The organism is Rugamonas brunnea (assembly GCF_014042345.1).
GTDB classification, from domain to species: Bacteria; Pseudomonadota; Gammaproteobacteria; order Burkholderiales; family Burkholderiaceae_D; genus Rugamonas; species Rugamonas brunnea.
The window spans coordinates 616,251-630,542 of the sequence record NZ_JACEZT010000001.1; the positions used below are offsets into that span (position 1 = coordinate 616,251).

Annotated in this window: 15 protein-coding genes; 8 read left to right on the plus strand and 7 right to left on the minus strand. The window is 66.0% G+C overall.

Annotated elements, in window-relative coordinates; translation table 11 throughout:
* The first annotated feature begins 215 nt into the window (after positions 1–215).
* The 4 genes from H3H37_RS02760 (at position 216) to H3H37_RS02775 (ending at position 3,567) form a co-directional block, all read left to right on the plus strand.
* A complete protein-coding gene (locus tag H3H37_RS02760; protein ID WP_182159943.1) occupies positions 216–698 on the plus strand; it encodes a ProQ/FINO family protein in 483 nt (160 codons plus the stop codon).
* 1 nt (position 699) lies between these two features.
* Complete coding sequence (locus tag H3H37_RS02765; protein WP_220456307.1) at positions 700–1,434, plus strand: 3'-5' exonuclease; 735 nt, start codon at positions 700–702, stop codon at positions 1,432–1,434.
* 131 nt (positions 1,435–1,565) lie between these two features.
* Positions 1,566–2,285, plus strand: coding sequence for a c-type cytochrome (locus tag H3H37_RS02770; protein WP_182159946.1), 720 nt, complete (start codon positions 1,566–1,568; stop codon positions 2,283–2,285).
* A gap of 4 nt (positions 2,286–2,289) precedes the next feature.
* A complete protein-coding gene (locus H3H37_RS02775) occupies positions 2,290–3,567 on the plus strand; it encodes a c-type cytochrome (RefSeq protein ID WP_182159949.1) in 1,278 nt (425 codons plus the stop codon).
* A gap of 37 nt (positions 3,568–3,604) precedes the next feature.
* Here the strand turns inward: H3H37_RS02775 and H3H37_RS02780 are convergent, their stop codons facing one another.
* Entirely contained in the window at positions 3,605–4,726 is a 1,122-nt protein-coding gene (locus tag H3H37_RS02780; protein ID WP_182159952.1) for a type IV pilus twitching motility protein PilT, read from the minus strand.
* Between the two features lie 133 nt (positions 4,727–4,859).
* Complete coding sequence (locus tag H3H37_RS02785) at positions 4,860–5,510, minus strand: class I SAM-dependent rRNA methyltransferase (RefSeq protein ID WP_182159954.1); 651 nt, start codon at positions 5,508–5,510, stop codon at positions 4,860–4,862.
* A 150-nt stretch (positions 5,511–5,660) separates the two neighbouring features.
* Here H3H37_RS02785 and H3H37_RS02790 point away from each other — a divergent pair, with 150 nt between their 5' ends.
* Positions 5,661–6,959 (plus strand): Xaa-Pro dipeptidase, encoded by a 1,299-nt coding sequence (locus H3H37_RS02790; RefSeq protein ID WP_220456308.1) that lies wholly within the window; start codon positions 5,661–5,663, stop codon positions 6,957–6,959.
* Between the two features lie 51 nt (positions 6,960–7,010).
* On the opposite strand, the gene H3H37_RS02795 is transcribed toward H3H37_RS02790, so the two are convergent.
* The 5 genes from H3H37_RS02795 to purU form a co-directional block, all read right to left on the minus strand.
* Positions 7,011–9,290 (minus strand): TonB-dependent receptor, encoded by a 2,280-nt coding sequence (locus H3H37_RS02795; protein WP_182159957.1) that lies wholly within the window; start codon positions 9,288–9,290, stop codon positions 7,011–7,013.
* A gap of 16 nt (positions 9,291–9,306) precedes the next feature.
* Positions 9,307–9,753, minus strand: a complete 447-nt coding sequence (locus tag H3H37_RS02800) for a copper chaperone PCu(A)C (RefSeq protein WP_182159959.1) — start codon at positions 9,751–9,753, stop codon at positions 9,307–9,309.
* Positions 9,754–9,946: 193 nt separating this feature from the next.
* On the minus strand, positions 9,947–10,357 hold the full coding sequence (locus H3H37_RS02805) for a DUF2946 domain-containing protein (protein WP_182159962.1): 411 nt from the start codon (positions 10,355–10,357) through the stop codon (positions 9,947–9,949).
* An 84-nt stretch (positions 10,358–10,441) separates the two neighbouring features.
* A complete protein-coding gene (locus H3H37_RS02810; protein ID WP_182159965.1) occupies positions 10,442–10,984 on the minus strand; it encodes a YaeQ family protein in 543 nt (180 codons plus the stop codon).
* 30 nt (positions 10,985–11,014) lie between these two features.
* Complete coding sequence (purU, locus tag H3H37_RS02815) at positions 11,015–11,884, minus strand: formyltetrahydrofolate deformylase (RefSeq protein WP_182159968.1); 870 nt, start codon at positions 11,882–11,884, stop codon at positions 11,015–11,017.
* A 188-nt stretch (positions 11,885–12,072) separates the two neighbouring features.
* On the opposite strand from purU, the gene H3H37_RS02820 reads away from it, so the two are divergent.
* The 3 genes from H3H37_RS02820 (at position 12,073) to H3H37_RS02830 (ending at position 14,267) form a co-directional block, all read left to right on the plus strand.
* Positions 12,073–13,104 (plus strand): NADP-dependent oxidoreductase, encoded by a 1,032-nt coding sequence (locus H3H37_RS02820; protein WP_182159971.1) that lies wholly within the window; start codon positions 12,073–12,075, stop codon positions 13,102–13,104.
* A gap of 179 nt (positions 13,105–13,283) precedes the next feature.
* Positions 13,284–13,772 carry a phasin family protein gene (locus H3H37_RS02825; protein WP_182159974.1) on the plus strand — a complete coding sequence of 163 codons (489 nt, stop codon included), beginning with the start codon at positions 13,284–13,286 and terminating at the stop codon, positions 13,770–13,772.
* 138 nt (positions 13,773–13,910) lie between these two features.
* Positions 13,911–14,267, plus strand: a complete 357-nt coding sequence (locus tag H3H37_RS02830; RefSeq protein ID WP_182159976.1) for a KGG domain-containing protein — start codon at positions 13,911–13,913, stop codon at positions 14,265–14,267.
* The last annotated feature ends 25 nt before the right edge of the window (positions 14,268–14,292 follow it).

Sequence of the window (14,292 nt, forward strand, 5' to 3'; positions counted from 1 at the left end):
AACAAGGGCTAGCGCCCTGTTAAATCTTCCTGTACCAAACTGAAATCGCACCACCCTGCATTTGGTGCGTCAGTCATTATACAAGGTTTGGCGCGCAAAAGCACCTGCCGCGCCCGCACGAAAAACGTGGTCGAAACGACATGATGGCTTAAAATGCACTGCATTGATGGGGCACGCATGATATGCTGGCGCCTCTCGCTACAACCTATGATTCGATGAACACTAGCCTCACCCCCCAGCCGCCAGCCGGCGACGTTGAAACGACCGCCGCCACGACGGCCGCCACCGCGCCCGCGCCGGCGCAGTCCCCGCGCAGCCTGCTGAAAAAGCTGCAAGCGGAATTCCCGGCCTTCCGCGATTGCCTGCCGCTGTCTATCGGCATCGACAAGCAACTGCTGGCGCGCATGCCCGACCTGGATCGCAAGACCATGCGCACCGCGCTGGGCATCCACACGGGCTCGCTGCGCTACCTGAAAGTGATGGAAAAAGCCAAGGTGCGCTACGACCTGGACGGCACCGCCGGCGCCGAGGTGACGGATACCCACCGCGCCCACGCCACCCAGGTGCTGCAGGAGCGCTTCAAGAAGGAAGCGGAACGCAAGAAGGCCGAGCGCGCTGCTGCCGCCGCCGAGGAAGCAGCCCGCGTGCGCAACGAAAAGCTCCAGCAACTGACCGCGAAATTCTCGCGCAAGGGTTGAGTTGATCCCGGAAGCCGAGCCGTCCGGCGCGCCCGACGCGCCCGAGCTGCCCCCCTACCAGGGCATCGCGCTGCGCGACGTGCGCGTGGTGAGCACGCCGGCGCAGGCCGAGCAAGCGCGCGCCGACCTGCTGGCCTCGGACGCTATCGGCTTCGACACGGAATCCAAGCCCACCTTCCTCAAGGGGGAAAAGTCGACCGGGCCGCACCTGATCCAGCTGGCCACCGACCGCATCGCCTACCTGTTCCCCATCGGCGCCCATCCGGCGTCCGAAGTGCTCGACGTGCTCAAAGCCATCCTGGAATCGGAGCAAGCCATCAAGGTCGGCTTCGGCCTGTCCGACGACGTCAAGCGCCTGCACGCGAAACTGGAAATCCAGGCCGTCAAAGTGCTGGACCTGTCGGTCGCGCTGCGCACGCCGGGCCAGCGCAACGATCTGGGCGCCAAGACGGCCGTGGCCAAGTTCTTCGGCCAGAAGCTGCAAAAGTCGAAAAAAATCTCCACCACCAACTGGGCCAGTCCGCGCCTGAACGAAAAGCAGATCCTGTACGCGGCCGACGACGCCCAGGTGGCGCTGCGCATCTTCCGCCACTGGATCGCGCAAGGAGGCAAGGTGCCGCCGTTCAAGCCGCCCAAGCCGCCGCGCCAGCACCGGCCGGGCAACCGCCGCCCCGCCGCCGCCGCTGCCGCAACCACACCCCCCACCGCCACGCGCGACCAGACCAGCGAGCACTGAACCCGCACGCGCGGCCGGCAAATTGCGGCGCCGCGTCTGTCTTTATTCGGCAGCACGGTATATGCTTGCCAAACCGCCAAACTTGCATGCGGCATTTGTCCGGCGGCGTTTTCCAGATAACGGTATAGCTCATGTCCAAACCCTTGACTGTGGCACGGCACACCGCGCTGGCGCTGGCGCTGTCATGCGCCGCCCTGGCGCCGGCGGCGCACGCGGCCACGCCAGCCACGCTGCCCGACACGATCGAACAGCGCGTGGCGGCTTGCACCGCCTGCCACACCATGAAAGAGCGCGGCGACGCCTTCTTCCCCCGCATCGCCGGCAAACCGGCCGGCTACCTCTACAACCAGCTGCGCAATTTCCGCGAAGGCCGGCGCCGCTATCCCATGATGACCTACATGGTGGAGCACCTGTCGGACGACTATCTGCGGGAAATCGCGCAATACTTCTCCGAACAGCACCCGCCCTATCCGCCGCCAGAAACCAGCACGGTCGGCGCCGCCCTGCTGGAGCGGGGCCGCGCGCTGGTGCGCCTTGGCGATCCGGCGAAAAAGATCCCGGCCTGCGTGGCCTGCCATGGCGAGCAGTTGACGGGCGTGACGCCCGCCATCCCCGGCCTGGTCGGCCTGCCCCACGATTACATCAATGCCCAGTTCGGCGCCTGGCGCAACAAGGTGCGGCGCGCCGCCGCACCCGATTGCATGGCCGAGATCACCAGCCGCCTGTCGGATGCCGACGTGGCCGCCGTCTCCTCCTGGCTGGCCAGCCAGCCAGCCAATGCGGCCGTCCGCCCCGCCACCACCATCGCCAGGCCGATGCCGCTCGAATGCGGCAGCATGCCGGCACCATGACCCCATGAAGAAGCTCACTCCCATCCTGGCCGGCGCCGGCGCGCTGCTGGCCACCGTGCTCGCCATCGCCCTGTGGCCGACCGACGATGCCGGCCCGCCGCCCACCGCCACCGCCGCGCTGGCACCGGCCGAGCGCGTGGCGCGCGGCGCCTACCTGGCCCGCGCCGGCGACTGCATGGCCTGCCACACCACGCGCGGCGGCGCGCCTTACGCGGGCGGGCGCGCACTGCCCACGCCGTTCGGCACCATGGTCACGCCCAACATCACGTCCGACCGCGAGACAGGCATCGGCGCCTGGAGCGCGGACGACTTCTGGCGCGCGCTCCACAACGGCAAATCGAAGGATGGCCGCCTGCTCTACCCCGCCTTCCCGTACACCAACTACACCAAGGTGTCGCGCGACGACGCCGATGCGCTGTACGCCTACTTCCAGAGCGTGCCGGCCGCGCACCAGCCCAACCGGCCGCACCAGTTGCGCTTCCCGTACAACCAGCAATTCATGCTGGCCCTGTGGCGCACGCTGTACTTCAAGCCCGCCGTGTTCCGCCCGCAGGCCACCCAATCGGCCGACTGGAACCGGGGCGCCTACCTGGTCGAAGGGCTGGGCCATTGCGCGGCCTGCCACAGCGAACGCAATACGCTGGGCGCCACCAGCGACACGCTGTCCGGCGGCATGATCCCCGTGCTGGGCTGGTACGCGCCCTCGCTGACGGCCGACGCGGAAGCAGGCCTGGGCGCATGGAAACCGGAGGACGTGGCGGCGCTGCTGAAAACGGGTATATCGCCGCGCGCCACCGTGTTCGGGCCGATGGCCGAAGTGGTGCGGCAAAGCCTGCAGCACCTGAACGACGCCGACATCCATGCAATGACGGTCTATCTGCGGGCCTTGCCCGGCGCGGCGGAGAAATCGGACTTTGAGCGCGACACCTCGACCCAGGCCAAGGAATTCCTGCTGGCCGGCGCGCGCCTGTACCACAGCCATTGCGAGGACTGCCATGGCGCCAACGGCAAGGGTTTGCCGCCCGGCGTGCCGCCACTGGCCGGCAACCGCGCGTTGACAATGGAGGAAGCCGTGAACCCGATCCGCATCGTGCTCAATGGCGGCTTCGCGCCCGGCACGGCCGGCAATCCGCGCCCCTACGGCATGCCGCCGTTCGGCCATGTACTCAACGACACGGAAGTGGCGGCCGTGGTGTCCTACCTGCGCAGCGCGTGGGGCAACAACGCCCCGCCCGTCACGGGACAGGACGTGAACCGCTACCGCAACGTGCCGCTGGATTGATGTGGTGATGTGAAGGGGCCGCCCGCGCGGCCCCGGATCAGGCGCGCTCGATCAGGCCGACGCGGTTGGTGCTGGCGTTGCGCGCATCTTCCGCGCTGACTTTACCAGCGGCCAGCAGCGCGCGCAGCGAGGCGTTCATCGTATGGCAGCCGGGCGTCGATTTGCTCTCCATCCAGCCGCGGATGGCCGACACGTTGCCGCTGGCGATCATCTGCACCACTTCCGGATTGGAGGTCAGGCATTCCGTAGCCAGGTGGTAGCGCTCTCCCTCAACGGACGGCAGCAACGCCTGGCACAGCACGCCGCGCAGCGCATGGGCCAGCGCCTGCGATTGCGGTTCCGTGTTGCCCAGCAGGCGCACCATCTTCTGCAAACCCAGCTCCGTCGAGCGGGCGTGCAGCGAGGCCAGCACCAGCGGGCCCGATTCGGCCAGCGCCAGCGCTTCCTGCGCCGTCTGGGCGTCGCGGATCTCGCCGATCACGATCACGTCGGGCCGCTCGCGCAGCGCGTCGAGCGCGCCCAGGTAGAAGCTTTCCACGTCGCCGTCGAAGCCCACCTCGCGCTGGGTGATCACGCATTTACGTTGCGGAATCAGGGTTTCGACCGGGTCTTCAATGGTGATGATGTGACCCGAGCGATTCTTGTTGATCTCATCGAGCATGGAGGCGATGGTGGTCGACTTGCCCTGGCAGGTGTCGCCGATGATCAACACCAGGCCGCTGGAGAGTTTGGCGAAATCCATTTCATCCTGGCGCAGGCCCAGCTGGCCCAGCGCCATTGGCTCCTTGGGGAAGCGTCGGATCACGCAACCGAGCCGCTTCTTACCCTGGAAGGTGAAGCAGTTGGCGCGGATACGGGCCGTGTGCAGGTCGATGGAACGGTCGAACGCGCGGTCCTGGATGCGCTCGGCCCAGTTGGGTTCGACCACTTCGAAGAATTCTTCCAGCTCCTCGCGCGTGATCGGCGAATCCGTCACGGCCACCAGCCCCTTGGGCTGGCGCAGCAGCAAGGGACTGTTCTGGTGGATCAGGATGTCGCTGAAGATCAGCTTGGAGTTCAGCAGGTGCAGGATCTGCTCGACCAGCGTGCCGAACACGGGATGGTCTTCGTTCTCCACATAGGACAACGTGCGTATTTGCGACGACAAGTGATGTTCCATCTTTGCTCTGATCTCCGGGTCCGTTACGCCGCTGGGGTAGCCTCTCCAACTGCTACGGCGATTATAAGACCAGCGCCAAAGATTGCCACCAGAAAATTAATTTTCTGAAACTTGGGCGCAACAGGGGCGCACATCAACGCGGCTGGCGCGTCTTGGGATACTCGAAACCGGTGCGCAAATCCATCTGCCAGCGCTGGCCGGCGTCCGTCACCTCGACCCGGTCCGGCGGCGCATCGCCGGCCAGGGCGCCCGAGAACAGCGGCAAGCCCTCGCCCTTGCGCACCAGTTCCTCGCAGCGCTCGTAGACGTTAGGACAGCCCGTCTCCGCGATCAGGGCCTGCACGATGGGCACCTTCCACGCGTCCACGCCGCCGGCCTGGAAGCGGCAGATCAGGTAGCCGGACGGCCCGCCGTAGCTGTCCACCAGCAGGCCGGGCAAGCCGTCCTCCTCGCCCAGCACCAGCGGCACCAGGGCCGTGGCCCCGGCCTGGCGCCAGCCGGCGGCACGCTTGGCGACGGCGGCCTTGACGCGGCGCTTCATCAGCGCGTGGTCGATCGGCTCGTCCTCGCGGAAGCTCCACACGCGCGCGCGGATCTGCGACTTGGCGTTGTAGGCGGCGCGGGCCAGGAACTGGCGCGACGAACTTTGCACGATGGCGGTCGAACCGGGCTTGGCTTTTTCCTGCGGCTTGCCGTCCACTTTTTCGATCGCGGACGCGTAAATCCACGGTTCGCCGGCCAGCAAGCTCTTTTCCTTGCCCTGTTTGATGGTGATGATCAGCATGGTATTCCAGTGAGGTTGACCCGACATGATACCGCACGGCGTCGCCGCAGCGGCGGCACGATCAAGTAGTTTAAGTTTAAACAAATTCCGTGCGCCGCGGGCAAGGGGCGCTATATACTCTCCGTTCGAATAACCTACCAGGAGACTTATTTGAACCGTCCCACCACCTCCCTGCAGCGCGCACTTGCGCTGCCGGCCCTGCTGCTGGCCTGCGCCGGCGCCTGGGCCGCCGACAGCGCGCCGGCCCCGCACATCACCGCCGTCAAGGCCGCCCACATGCTCGACGTGCGCAGCGGCGCCATGGTGGACCAGGCCGTGGTGCTGATCGCCGACGACCGCATCACGGCCGCCGGCAGCAAGCTGGCCATCCCGTCCGGCGCCCAGGTGATCGACCTCGGCGACAAGACCCTGTTGCCCGGCCTGATCGACATGCACACCCACCTGACCGGCAACCCCGAGGATGCCGGCTATGCCAGCGTGGCCATCTCCGTGCCGCGCGCCACGCTGACAGGCGCGCGCAACGCGCTGCGCACACTCAACGCCGGCTTCACCACGGTGCGCAACGTGGGCGCGGAAGGCTATGCCGACATCGGCCTGCGCGATGCCATCAACGCCGGCGACGTGCCCGGCCCGCGCATCTCCGCGTCCGGTCCGCCGTTGAGCATCAGCGGCGGCCACTGCGACGACACCATGCACGCGCCCGAATACAAGATCCAGGCCGAGGGCGTGGCCGACGGCGTGGACGAAGTGATCAAGCGCACCCGCCAGATCATCAAATACGGCGCCGACGTCATCAAGGTGTGCGCCACCGGCGGCGTGCTGTCGTTCGGCGACGATCCGCGCGCCTCGCAATACACGCTGGAGGAAATGAAGGCCATCGTCGGCGAAGCGCACCGTCTGGGCCGCAAGGTAGCGGCCCACGCCCACGGCGGCGAAGGCATCCGGCTGGCCGTGCTGGCCGGCGTGGACTCAATCGAGCACGGCTCCTACATCGACGACGAGGACATCAAGCTGATGAAGGAGCACAAGACCTGGCTGGTGCCCACGCTGTACCTGGGCGACTGGCTGATCGAGAACGCGGAAGCGATCAAGCTGCCCAAGCCGCTGCTGGAGAAAGCCAAGGTGGTGCTGCCGGCCGCGCGCCGCAACGTGGCGCACGCGATCCAGCAAGGCGTGCCAGTGGCGCTGGGCACCGATTCGGCCGTGTACCCGCACGGTCTGAATGGCCGCGAGTTCGCCGTCTACGTGAAACTGGGCATGACGCCGCTGCAGGCGATCCGCAGCGGCACGGTGAACGCCAGCCAGTTACTGGGCTGGAGCGACCGCGTGGGCAGCATCGAGGCCGGCAAGTTCGCCGACATGATCGCCGTGAGCGGCGACCCGCTCAAGGACATCACGGAACTGGAACGCGTGCAGTGGGTGATGAAGGGCGGCGCCGTGGTGCGCTGATCCTCCTGTCCCTCAAAGTAAAAATGCCCGGATCGCTCCGGGCATTTTTTCTTACAGGTCGTACTTCAACTCCGCCACCAGCGTGCGCTGGGTGTAGGGATGGAAGGCCCAGTACTTGGCGTTGTTCAGGTTATCGATGCCGGCCGAGGCCGTCCAGTGCGCATCGATCCGGTAGCGCGCCCGCACATCCATCACGAGGAACTTCGACACGCCCGTGTAGGTATTGCCATTCGGGTCGCTGTTATCGAGCGTGCCGTACTGCTTGCCGCTGTAACGCACGCCGTAGGTGCCGCTCCACTGCGCGTTGGCCTGATACGCGGCCAGGAAGTTGGCGCGCCAGCGCGGCACGCGCGGTTGCAGGCTGCCCACGCTGGCCGGGAATGCGTCGTTGGCCACGATGCGCGAGTCGGCATAGGTCAGGCTATCGGAGATGGCCAGGCCGGGCAGCAACACATTGTCGGCCTGGTGCGAGAACTCCACGCCCGTGGTGCGGATCTTGCCCACGTTCTGGATGGTGTTCACGGTCGGCGTCAGCGGCTGCGAATACAGGGCGTCGCGCGTGACCTCGTGGAACAGCGTGGCGCGCAGGCTGGAGTCGGCGTTCAGGCGCTCGGCCGTCAACTCGCTGGTCCACGACTTTTCCGCCTTCAGATTCGGGTCCGTGTACACGATCTTGCCGTCCACGATGGCGCCCTGGAACAATTCGGCCGCCGTCGGATTGCGCACGGCGCGGCCGGTGGAGGCCTTCATGGTCCAATCGTCGGTGGCGCGCCACGCCAGCGCGGCCTTGGGCGACCACGCCGTTGCGCTGCGGTCCGTGAACGGCAGCAGCTTGCCCTTGGCGCCGATCTGGCCATCGAACGCCTGCCAGTGTTCGAAGCGCGCGCCCAGCGTGGCTTTCCAGGCCGGCGCGATACGCCAGGTGTCCTGCGCGAACAGGCTTTCCAGCCGGGTGTCGCCGTTGAAGTCGGACACGGGCGCGCCATCGACCGCGTGCAGCCAGTCGCCGCTGCTGAACACGTGGGTGCGCAGTTTGGCGCTGTCGCGCTGCACGCCGAAGTCGACGATGTGGGCGCCGACCATGCCGTCCGGGCGCCACGTGCCTTTCAGCGCCAGCGTGTTCCAGCCGCTGCCGCCCATGTCCGTGATGTTGCCCTGGCCGTTGGTCTGCGCGTCGGCCACCAGCACGGTCGGGGTGCGCACCAGGTCGCGGTGGTAGTCATACAGGCTGGCCGCCACTTCCCAGTCGAACACGCCCTTGCTATGGCTTTTGAGCGACAGGCCGTGCATCAGGTGTTCGAGGTCGCCCACGCTGGGCGCGAAGTCGGAGGCCACCAAGGTGTAGGTCTTGCCGCCGACGTTGATGCGGTTCATGGCATCGCCCGTGTAGACGGCGTTGCCAGCCGCGTCGCGCAGGTAGGAATCCGAATGGCGCTCGGCGTCGTTCTTCCACCAGCCCAGCGTGTAGCTGGCCCGCAGCACGGGCGACACGTCATACGCCAGCTTGACCTTGGCGTGGTCCTGGATGGTGTGGATCTGGTTGGTGGCGCCCAGGATCAGCCAGTCCTGGTTGACGGGATTGCGGTCGGCCAGCGCGCCCGTCACGGGCAGGCCGGCGCTGCCGGGCACGCCCTTGCTGGTCAGCTTGTTGGCGTAGGCGATGGGCTGGCCGTTGCTGTCCAGGCGCGACAGGTCCAGCCACCACGACCATGCGCCATGGCGGTCGCCGATGGCGGCGCTGCCCTGCTTGCCGAAGTAATGGGCGTCGGTGCCGTACTGCTGGAACGCCTGGCCGAAGCCGGTCAGCTTGAAGTGGGCTTCGAAGCGGGTGGGCATGCGGGTCATGTAATCGACCACGGCGCCGACAGAATTGCCGGCGTAGGCGGCCGAGAACGGGCCGTACAGCACATCCACGCGCTCGATCTCCTCGGGCGTGACGAGGCCCCAGCGCGGCGTGTAGGTGGCGCCGTTACCGAGCAGATTGGACAGCAGGATGCCGTCCGCGTACACCATCGAACGGGCGCTGTTGCCGGTTCCCGAAGCGCGGCTGGCCAGCACAGCGTGGTCGTAATCGCCCACGTAGCGCTTGCGCACGTTCAGGCTGGGCAGGTATTTCAAGGCGTCCTCGCTGTCGAGGGCATTGATGCGCTCCTCGATCTGCGGGCCGGTGATGCCTTCGATGGTGGTGGGGATCTGGGTCGGCAGCGAGCTGGGACGGCCGCCGTTGATCGCGATCACCGTCAGCGGCTGGGCCTCGTCGGCCACGGCGTAACCGGCGCCCAGCAGGGCAAGCAGCAGCACCAGTGGTTTGGGACGGATACGTGATGTCATGGCACGCTCCGTGGACTCAATGTTTGGGGGCTGAGTAATTGAGCGCCTTGACCGGCACCGACAGCGAGACGGTCTCCGTTTTCTTGTCCTGGTTCTGGATCACCAGCGTCAGCGGCACCGTGTCGCCCTCCTTCAGCTGGTGCTTCAGGTCCAGCAGCATCACGTGGTAGCCGCCGGAGGCCAGGTTGACCGGTTTGCCGGCCGGCAGATCAAGGCCGGCGATGGCGTGCATACGCATCATCTGGCCTTCCATCGCCATTTCGTGGATCTCGACCACGCCGGCGGCGCTGGAACGCACTTCGACCAGGCGCGCGTCTTTCGCCGACTGCAACTGCATGAAGGCGCCCGTGGCCTTGGCGGTGGGCACGGTGGCGCGGATCCAGGCATCTTTCACGGTCACCTGGGCCATGGCGCAGGAAGCGAAGGTCATCGATGCGAGGAAGGTCAGGATTTGCTTGTTCATGTTGGTTCTCTCTTCAAGTGGCGGCACGGGCCGGTGCGCGGTGCCGGCCATGATGGCGGCCCGGATCGGGGCCGACGATGGCGGGCGCACAACGGCGGTACGCGCGGAGCCGCGCTGGGGCGGCGGACAATGAGGCGCGATCAGGCGCCGGGGCTAAGCAGATACGGGAGCGGTGCGCGGCGTATGACCGCACTCAGGCTGCGGGCGGGCCGCGCGGGCGGGAGGCCGACCACGCCATCAGCGGCGCGGGCGAACGGTAGAACAGGAACGGTAGTATCGATTGGGTACTGAACAGGCCCAGCCCGGAGACGAGCGTGGGCGGCAAACCATAGCTGCCGGCGTGCGGGGTGCAATAGCCGCAATCGTCCATGCTGAACATGGCCTTGTGCGGCGCCTGCTGTTTGTCGGCGCCATCGGCCAGCATCGCCTGGAGCATCTCGCCGGCGGGCCCGGCCTGCAGGGTGCTGCGGCAGATTTCCCAGCTCGGCGGCTGGCCCTGCATGAAGGCGACGGCGTGGGAAATCGACGGCGCGAGCGCGTTCATCAGAATCGCAAAACATGCGATCCAGATGTGCAGCGCGCGTAGATTCGATTTCCTGGACATGGCTCGATTATAGCGGAGTGCGCATTTTCGCCGCGCCGAAGGCTGCGGCGAACTTGATTTATGCTGTCCTTTTCCGGGAAAAGATCAGCGCTCGGCCTTGAACGTTTCGCGGCCGATTTCCACCGTCGCCGTGCCGTCCGTCAGCCAGATCTGGCCATCCTGGATCGTGCACTGCAACTGCATGGTGCGCTGGGCCATCTTCTCCAGCTGTTCGGTGGCGTCGGCCGGCAGGTTGATCACGGTCAGGTTCTTGCACCGCTCGACCTTGTTGGCCAGCTGCTTCCACCAGATATGGCTGGTGGCGCTGTAGCTGTACACCACCACGTGCTCGGAACGGCCGCAGGCCTTGAGCAGCTTCTTCTCGTCCGGCTGGCCCACTTCGATCCACAACTGGATGGCGCCCGTCAGGTCCTTCTGCCACAGGTCCGGCTCCTCCACGTCGAACAAGCCCTTGGTGAAGGTCAGCGCTTCGTTGGCATGGATGGCGAAGGCCAGCAGGCGCACCATCATGCGCTCGTCCGTCTCGGACGGATGGCGCGCCAGCGTCAGCGCCTCGCTGCCGTAGTAGTTGCGGTCCATATCCGCGATTTGCAGATCGGCTTTGTAGATTGTCGCTTTGAGGGCCATCTTGTGAAACTCTGTAAATGATATAAACGATTACTTGAATACGACGGTCTTTTCGCCGTTCTGCAGGATGCGGTGTTCCACGAACCACTTCACGGCGCGCGCCAGCACCACGCATTCCACGTCGCGGCCGATGGCCGACAGCGTCTCAGCATCCATCGAATGATCGACCCGTTCCACGTCCTGCTCAATGATCGGGCCTTCATCCAGGTCGCCGGTCACGAAGTGGGCGGTGGCGCCGATCAGCTTCACGCCGCGGTGGTGGGCCTGTGCGTATGGCTTGGCGCCCTTGAAGCTGGGCAGGAAGGAGTGGTGGATGTTGATCGCCTTGCCCTTCAACGCCGCGCACAGTTCAGGCGACAGGATCTGCATGTAACGGGCCAACACCACCAGGTCGATGCCGTGGGTGTTCATCAGCTCGATGATCTTCGCTTCCTGCGCGGCCTTGGCTTCCTTGGGCGCGCCGGTGGCCAGCGGCAGGTGGTGGAACGGGATGTTGTAGCTGGCCGCCAACTGGTAGAAGTCCATGTGGTTGGACACGATGGCCGGAATCTCCACCGGCAGCAGGCCGCTCTTGTAGCGGAACAGCAGGTCGTTCAGGCAGTGGCCGATCTTGGACACCATCAGCATCACACGCGGCTTGTAGCGCGCGTCGCGCAGTTCCCAGTCCAGGCCCATCTCCGTCGCCAGCAGGCCGAAGTCGGCGCGCAGCAGCGCGTCGCCCACGGCGCTGTCCTCCAGCGCGAAGTGCACGCGCATGAAGAACAGGCGCGATTCGCCGTCGCCGAACTGGGCCGAGTCGATGATGTTGCAGCCGTGGTCGGCCAGGAAGCCCGATACGCGATGAACGATACCGCGCTGGTCCAGGCAGGAGAGAGTCAAAATGTATTCGGGGTGGGTCATGGCTGCTATTGGGCAATGATGGGTTATCTGAACAAGGGCGATATTGTCGCATGCCGGAGCCCCTGCCGTAAAAAAGTGGGCAAACTGGCATCGAAACGGGCGCACACTGCACCACACATGCGGAAATAGCACGGTCGTGCATTTATGCGGTATAGTGGACGCCACCTACCCCTACAGAGGAAGAAAAAATGACAACGAACGTCTTGGAGAACCTGCAATTCCGCCTTGCCGCCCGTCCGGTGGGCATGGTCAAGGCCAGCGACTGGCAGCAAGTGGTGGAACCGGTGCGCGAACTGGCCGATGGCGAAATCCTGGTCAAGGTGCTGTACCTGTCGCTGGACCCGGCCATGCGCGGCTGGATGAACGATGCCAAGTCCTACATCCGCCCGGTGGCCATCGGCGAAGTGATGCGTGCCGGCGGCATCGGCGTGGTGCTGGCCTCGCGCTCGCCCAAGTTCGCCGTGGGCGACCACGTGTCGGGCGGCACCGGCGTGCAGCGCTACTGGATCGGCAAGGCCGACGACAAGGCCGGCGCGTTCTACAAGGTCGATCCCAAGCTGGCGCCGCTGACCACCTACCTCAACACCCTGGGCATGCCGGGCATGACGGCCTACTTCGGCCTGCTCGAATCGGGCCAGCCCAAGGCCGGCGAGACGGTGGTGGTGTCGGGCGCGGCCGGCGCCGTGGGCCAGACCGTGGGCCAGGTGGCCAAGCAGCTCGGTTGCCGCGTGGTCGGCATCGCCGGCGGCAAGGAGAAATGCGATTTCGTCGTCAACGAACTGGGCTTCGACGCCTGCATCGACTACAAGCACGAGTCCGTGCGCGACGGTCTCAAGCAGCATTGCCCGCAAGGCGTGGACGTATATTTCGACAACGTGGGCGGCGACATCCTGGACACCGTGCTAACCCGCATCAACCTGAAAGCACGCATCGTGATCTGCGGCGCCATCTCGCAGTACAACAACACGGAAGCCGTGAAGGGACCGGCCAACTACCTGTCGCTGCTGGTGAACCGGGCCCGCATGGAAGGTATCGTTGTGTTCGATTACGCCGACCGCTACCACCTGGGCGTGGCCGCGCTCGGCCAGTGGCTCAAGCAAGGCAAGATCAAGAGCAAGGAAGACGTGGTGCAAGGCATCGAGCAATTCCCGCAAGCACTCAACATGCTGTTTGAAGGTAAGAACTTCGGCAAGCTGGTGCTGCAGGTGGCGCAGGACTAAGCACACGCTGCCCACGCCGCCGCGCGCCACGGAACGTCCTGGCGGCGCGGCGGCGCCCTTCCCCTCTCCTCTCCTTCACGCGACGGCGGAACTTCCGCACCCCGCCAGCGTCTATCCCAAGTCTGCCCTGTCCGTCCGGCGCCGCCGGGCCTTTTCAACCGCCAGCTTGAGGATATGCCATGGATACACTCATCACCCCCGCCATGCGCTCGCATTGCGACGCCCTGATCACCTATACCACCGACGTGAACCAGCACCTGCTCGACACGGTGCGCAAGATCGGCGAACTAAACCTGCAGCTGGCGCGCGACATGCTGGCCGACATGAGCCAGATCTGCCAGCACTCGCTGGCCCGCGGCAACGCGGCTGAACTGGGCACGGCGCTGGGCAGCACACTCAATCCGGTCAACGGCCCGCTGCGCGACTACCAGCGCAAGCTGGCCGACACCATGGCCCATGCGTGCGACGACCTGGCGCGCGCCACGGAAACCCATATGCCCAAGCTGAGCCGCTCGGCCACGGCCGTGGCCGAGGACACCATGCGGCGCGCGTCGGAAGAAGCCAGCAAGGCCACGGAACGCCAGCAGGAAGCGGTGCAGCACATGCAAGCCGGCATCCACAGCGGCGACGGCCACGCGGGCGAACACGCCAGCCAGCACCACCACTGAAGCGGCGAGCGCACAACACGGAACTTCCACCAGCAGCCCGTCTCTAAACTGGCAGAGCGACTCGAACGTGCCCGGCTCGCCGGCGACATGCCGCGCCGCTCTGCGACAAAATCATTCCCCATGACTAAGGAGATCGATATGGCCAGCAATCAAGGTAGCGATCAGGGTAAAGGTAGCACGCAGAAAGGCACATCCAAGCGCGGCTTCGCCGCCATGAGCGAAGCGCAGCAACGCGAGATCGCCAGCAAGGGCGGCCAGGCCGCCCATCAGAAGGGCACGGCCCACGAGTTCGATTCGGAGGAAGCGCGCCGCGCCGGCCAGAAAGGCGGCGAAGCCGTCAGCCGCGACCGCGAGCACATGGCGGAAATCGGCCGCAAGGGCGGCGAGAACCGGCAACTGGCCGCGCGCCAGAATGGCAAGGCGCGCGCCGCCGCCAGCTCGCAACAGCAGGACAAGAGCGGCGTCCGGCAAGGCGGCAAGGAGGACGACAGCTGATCGCCGCCATGGCCGCTGCGGCCCG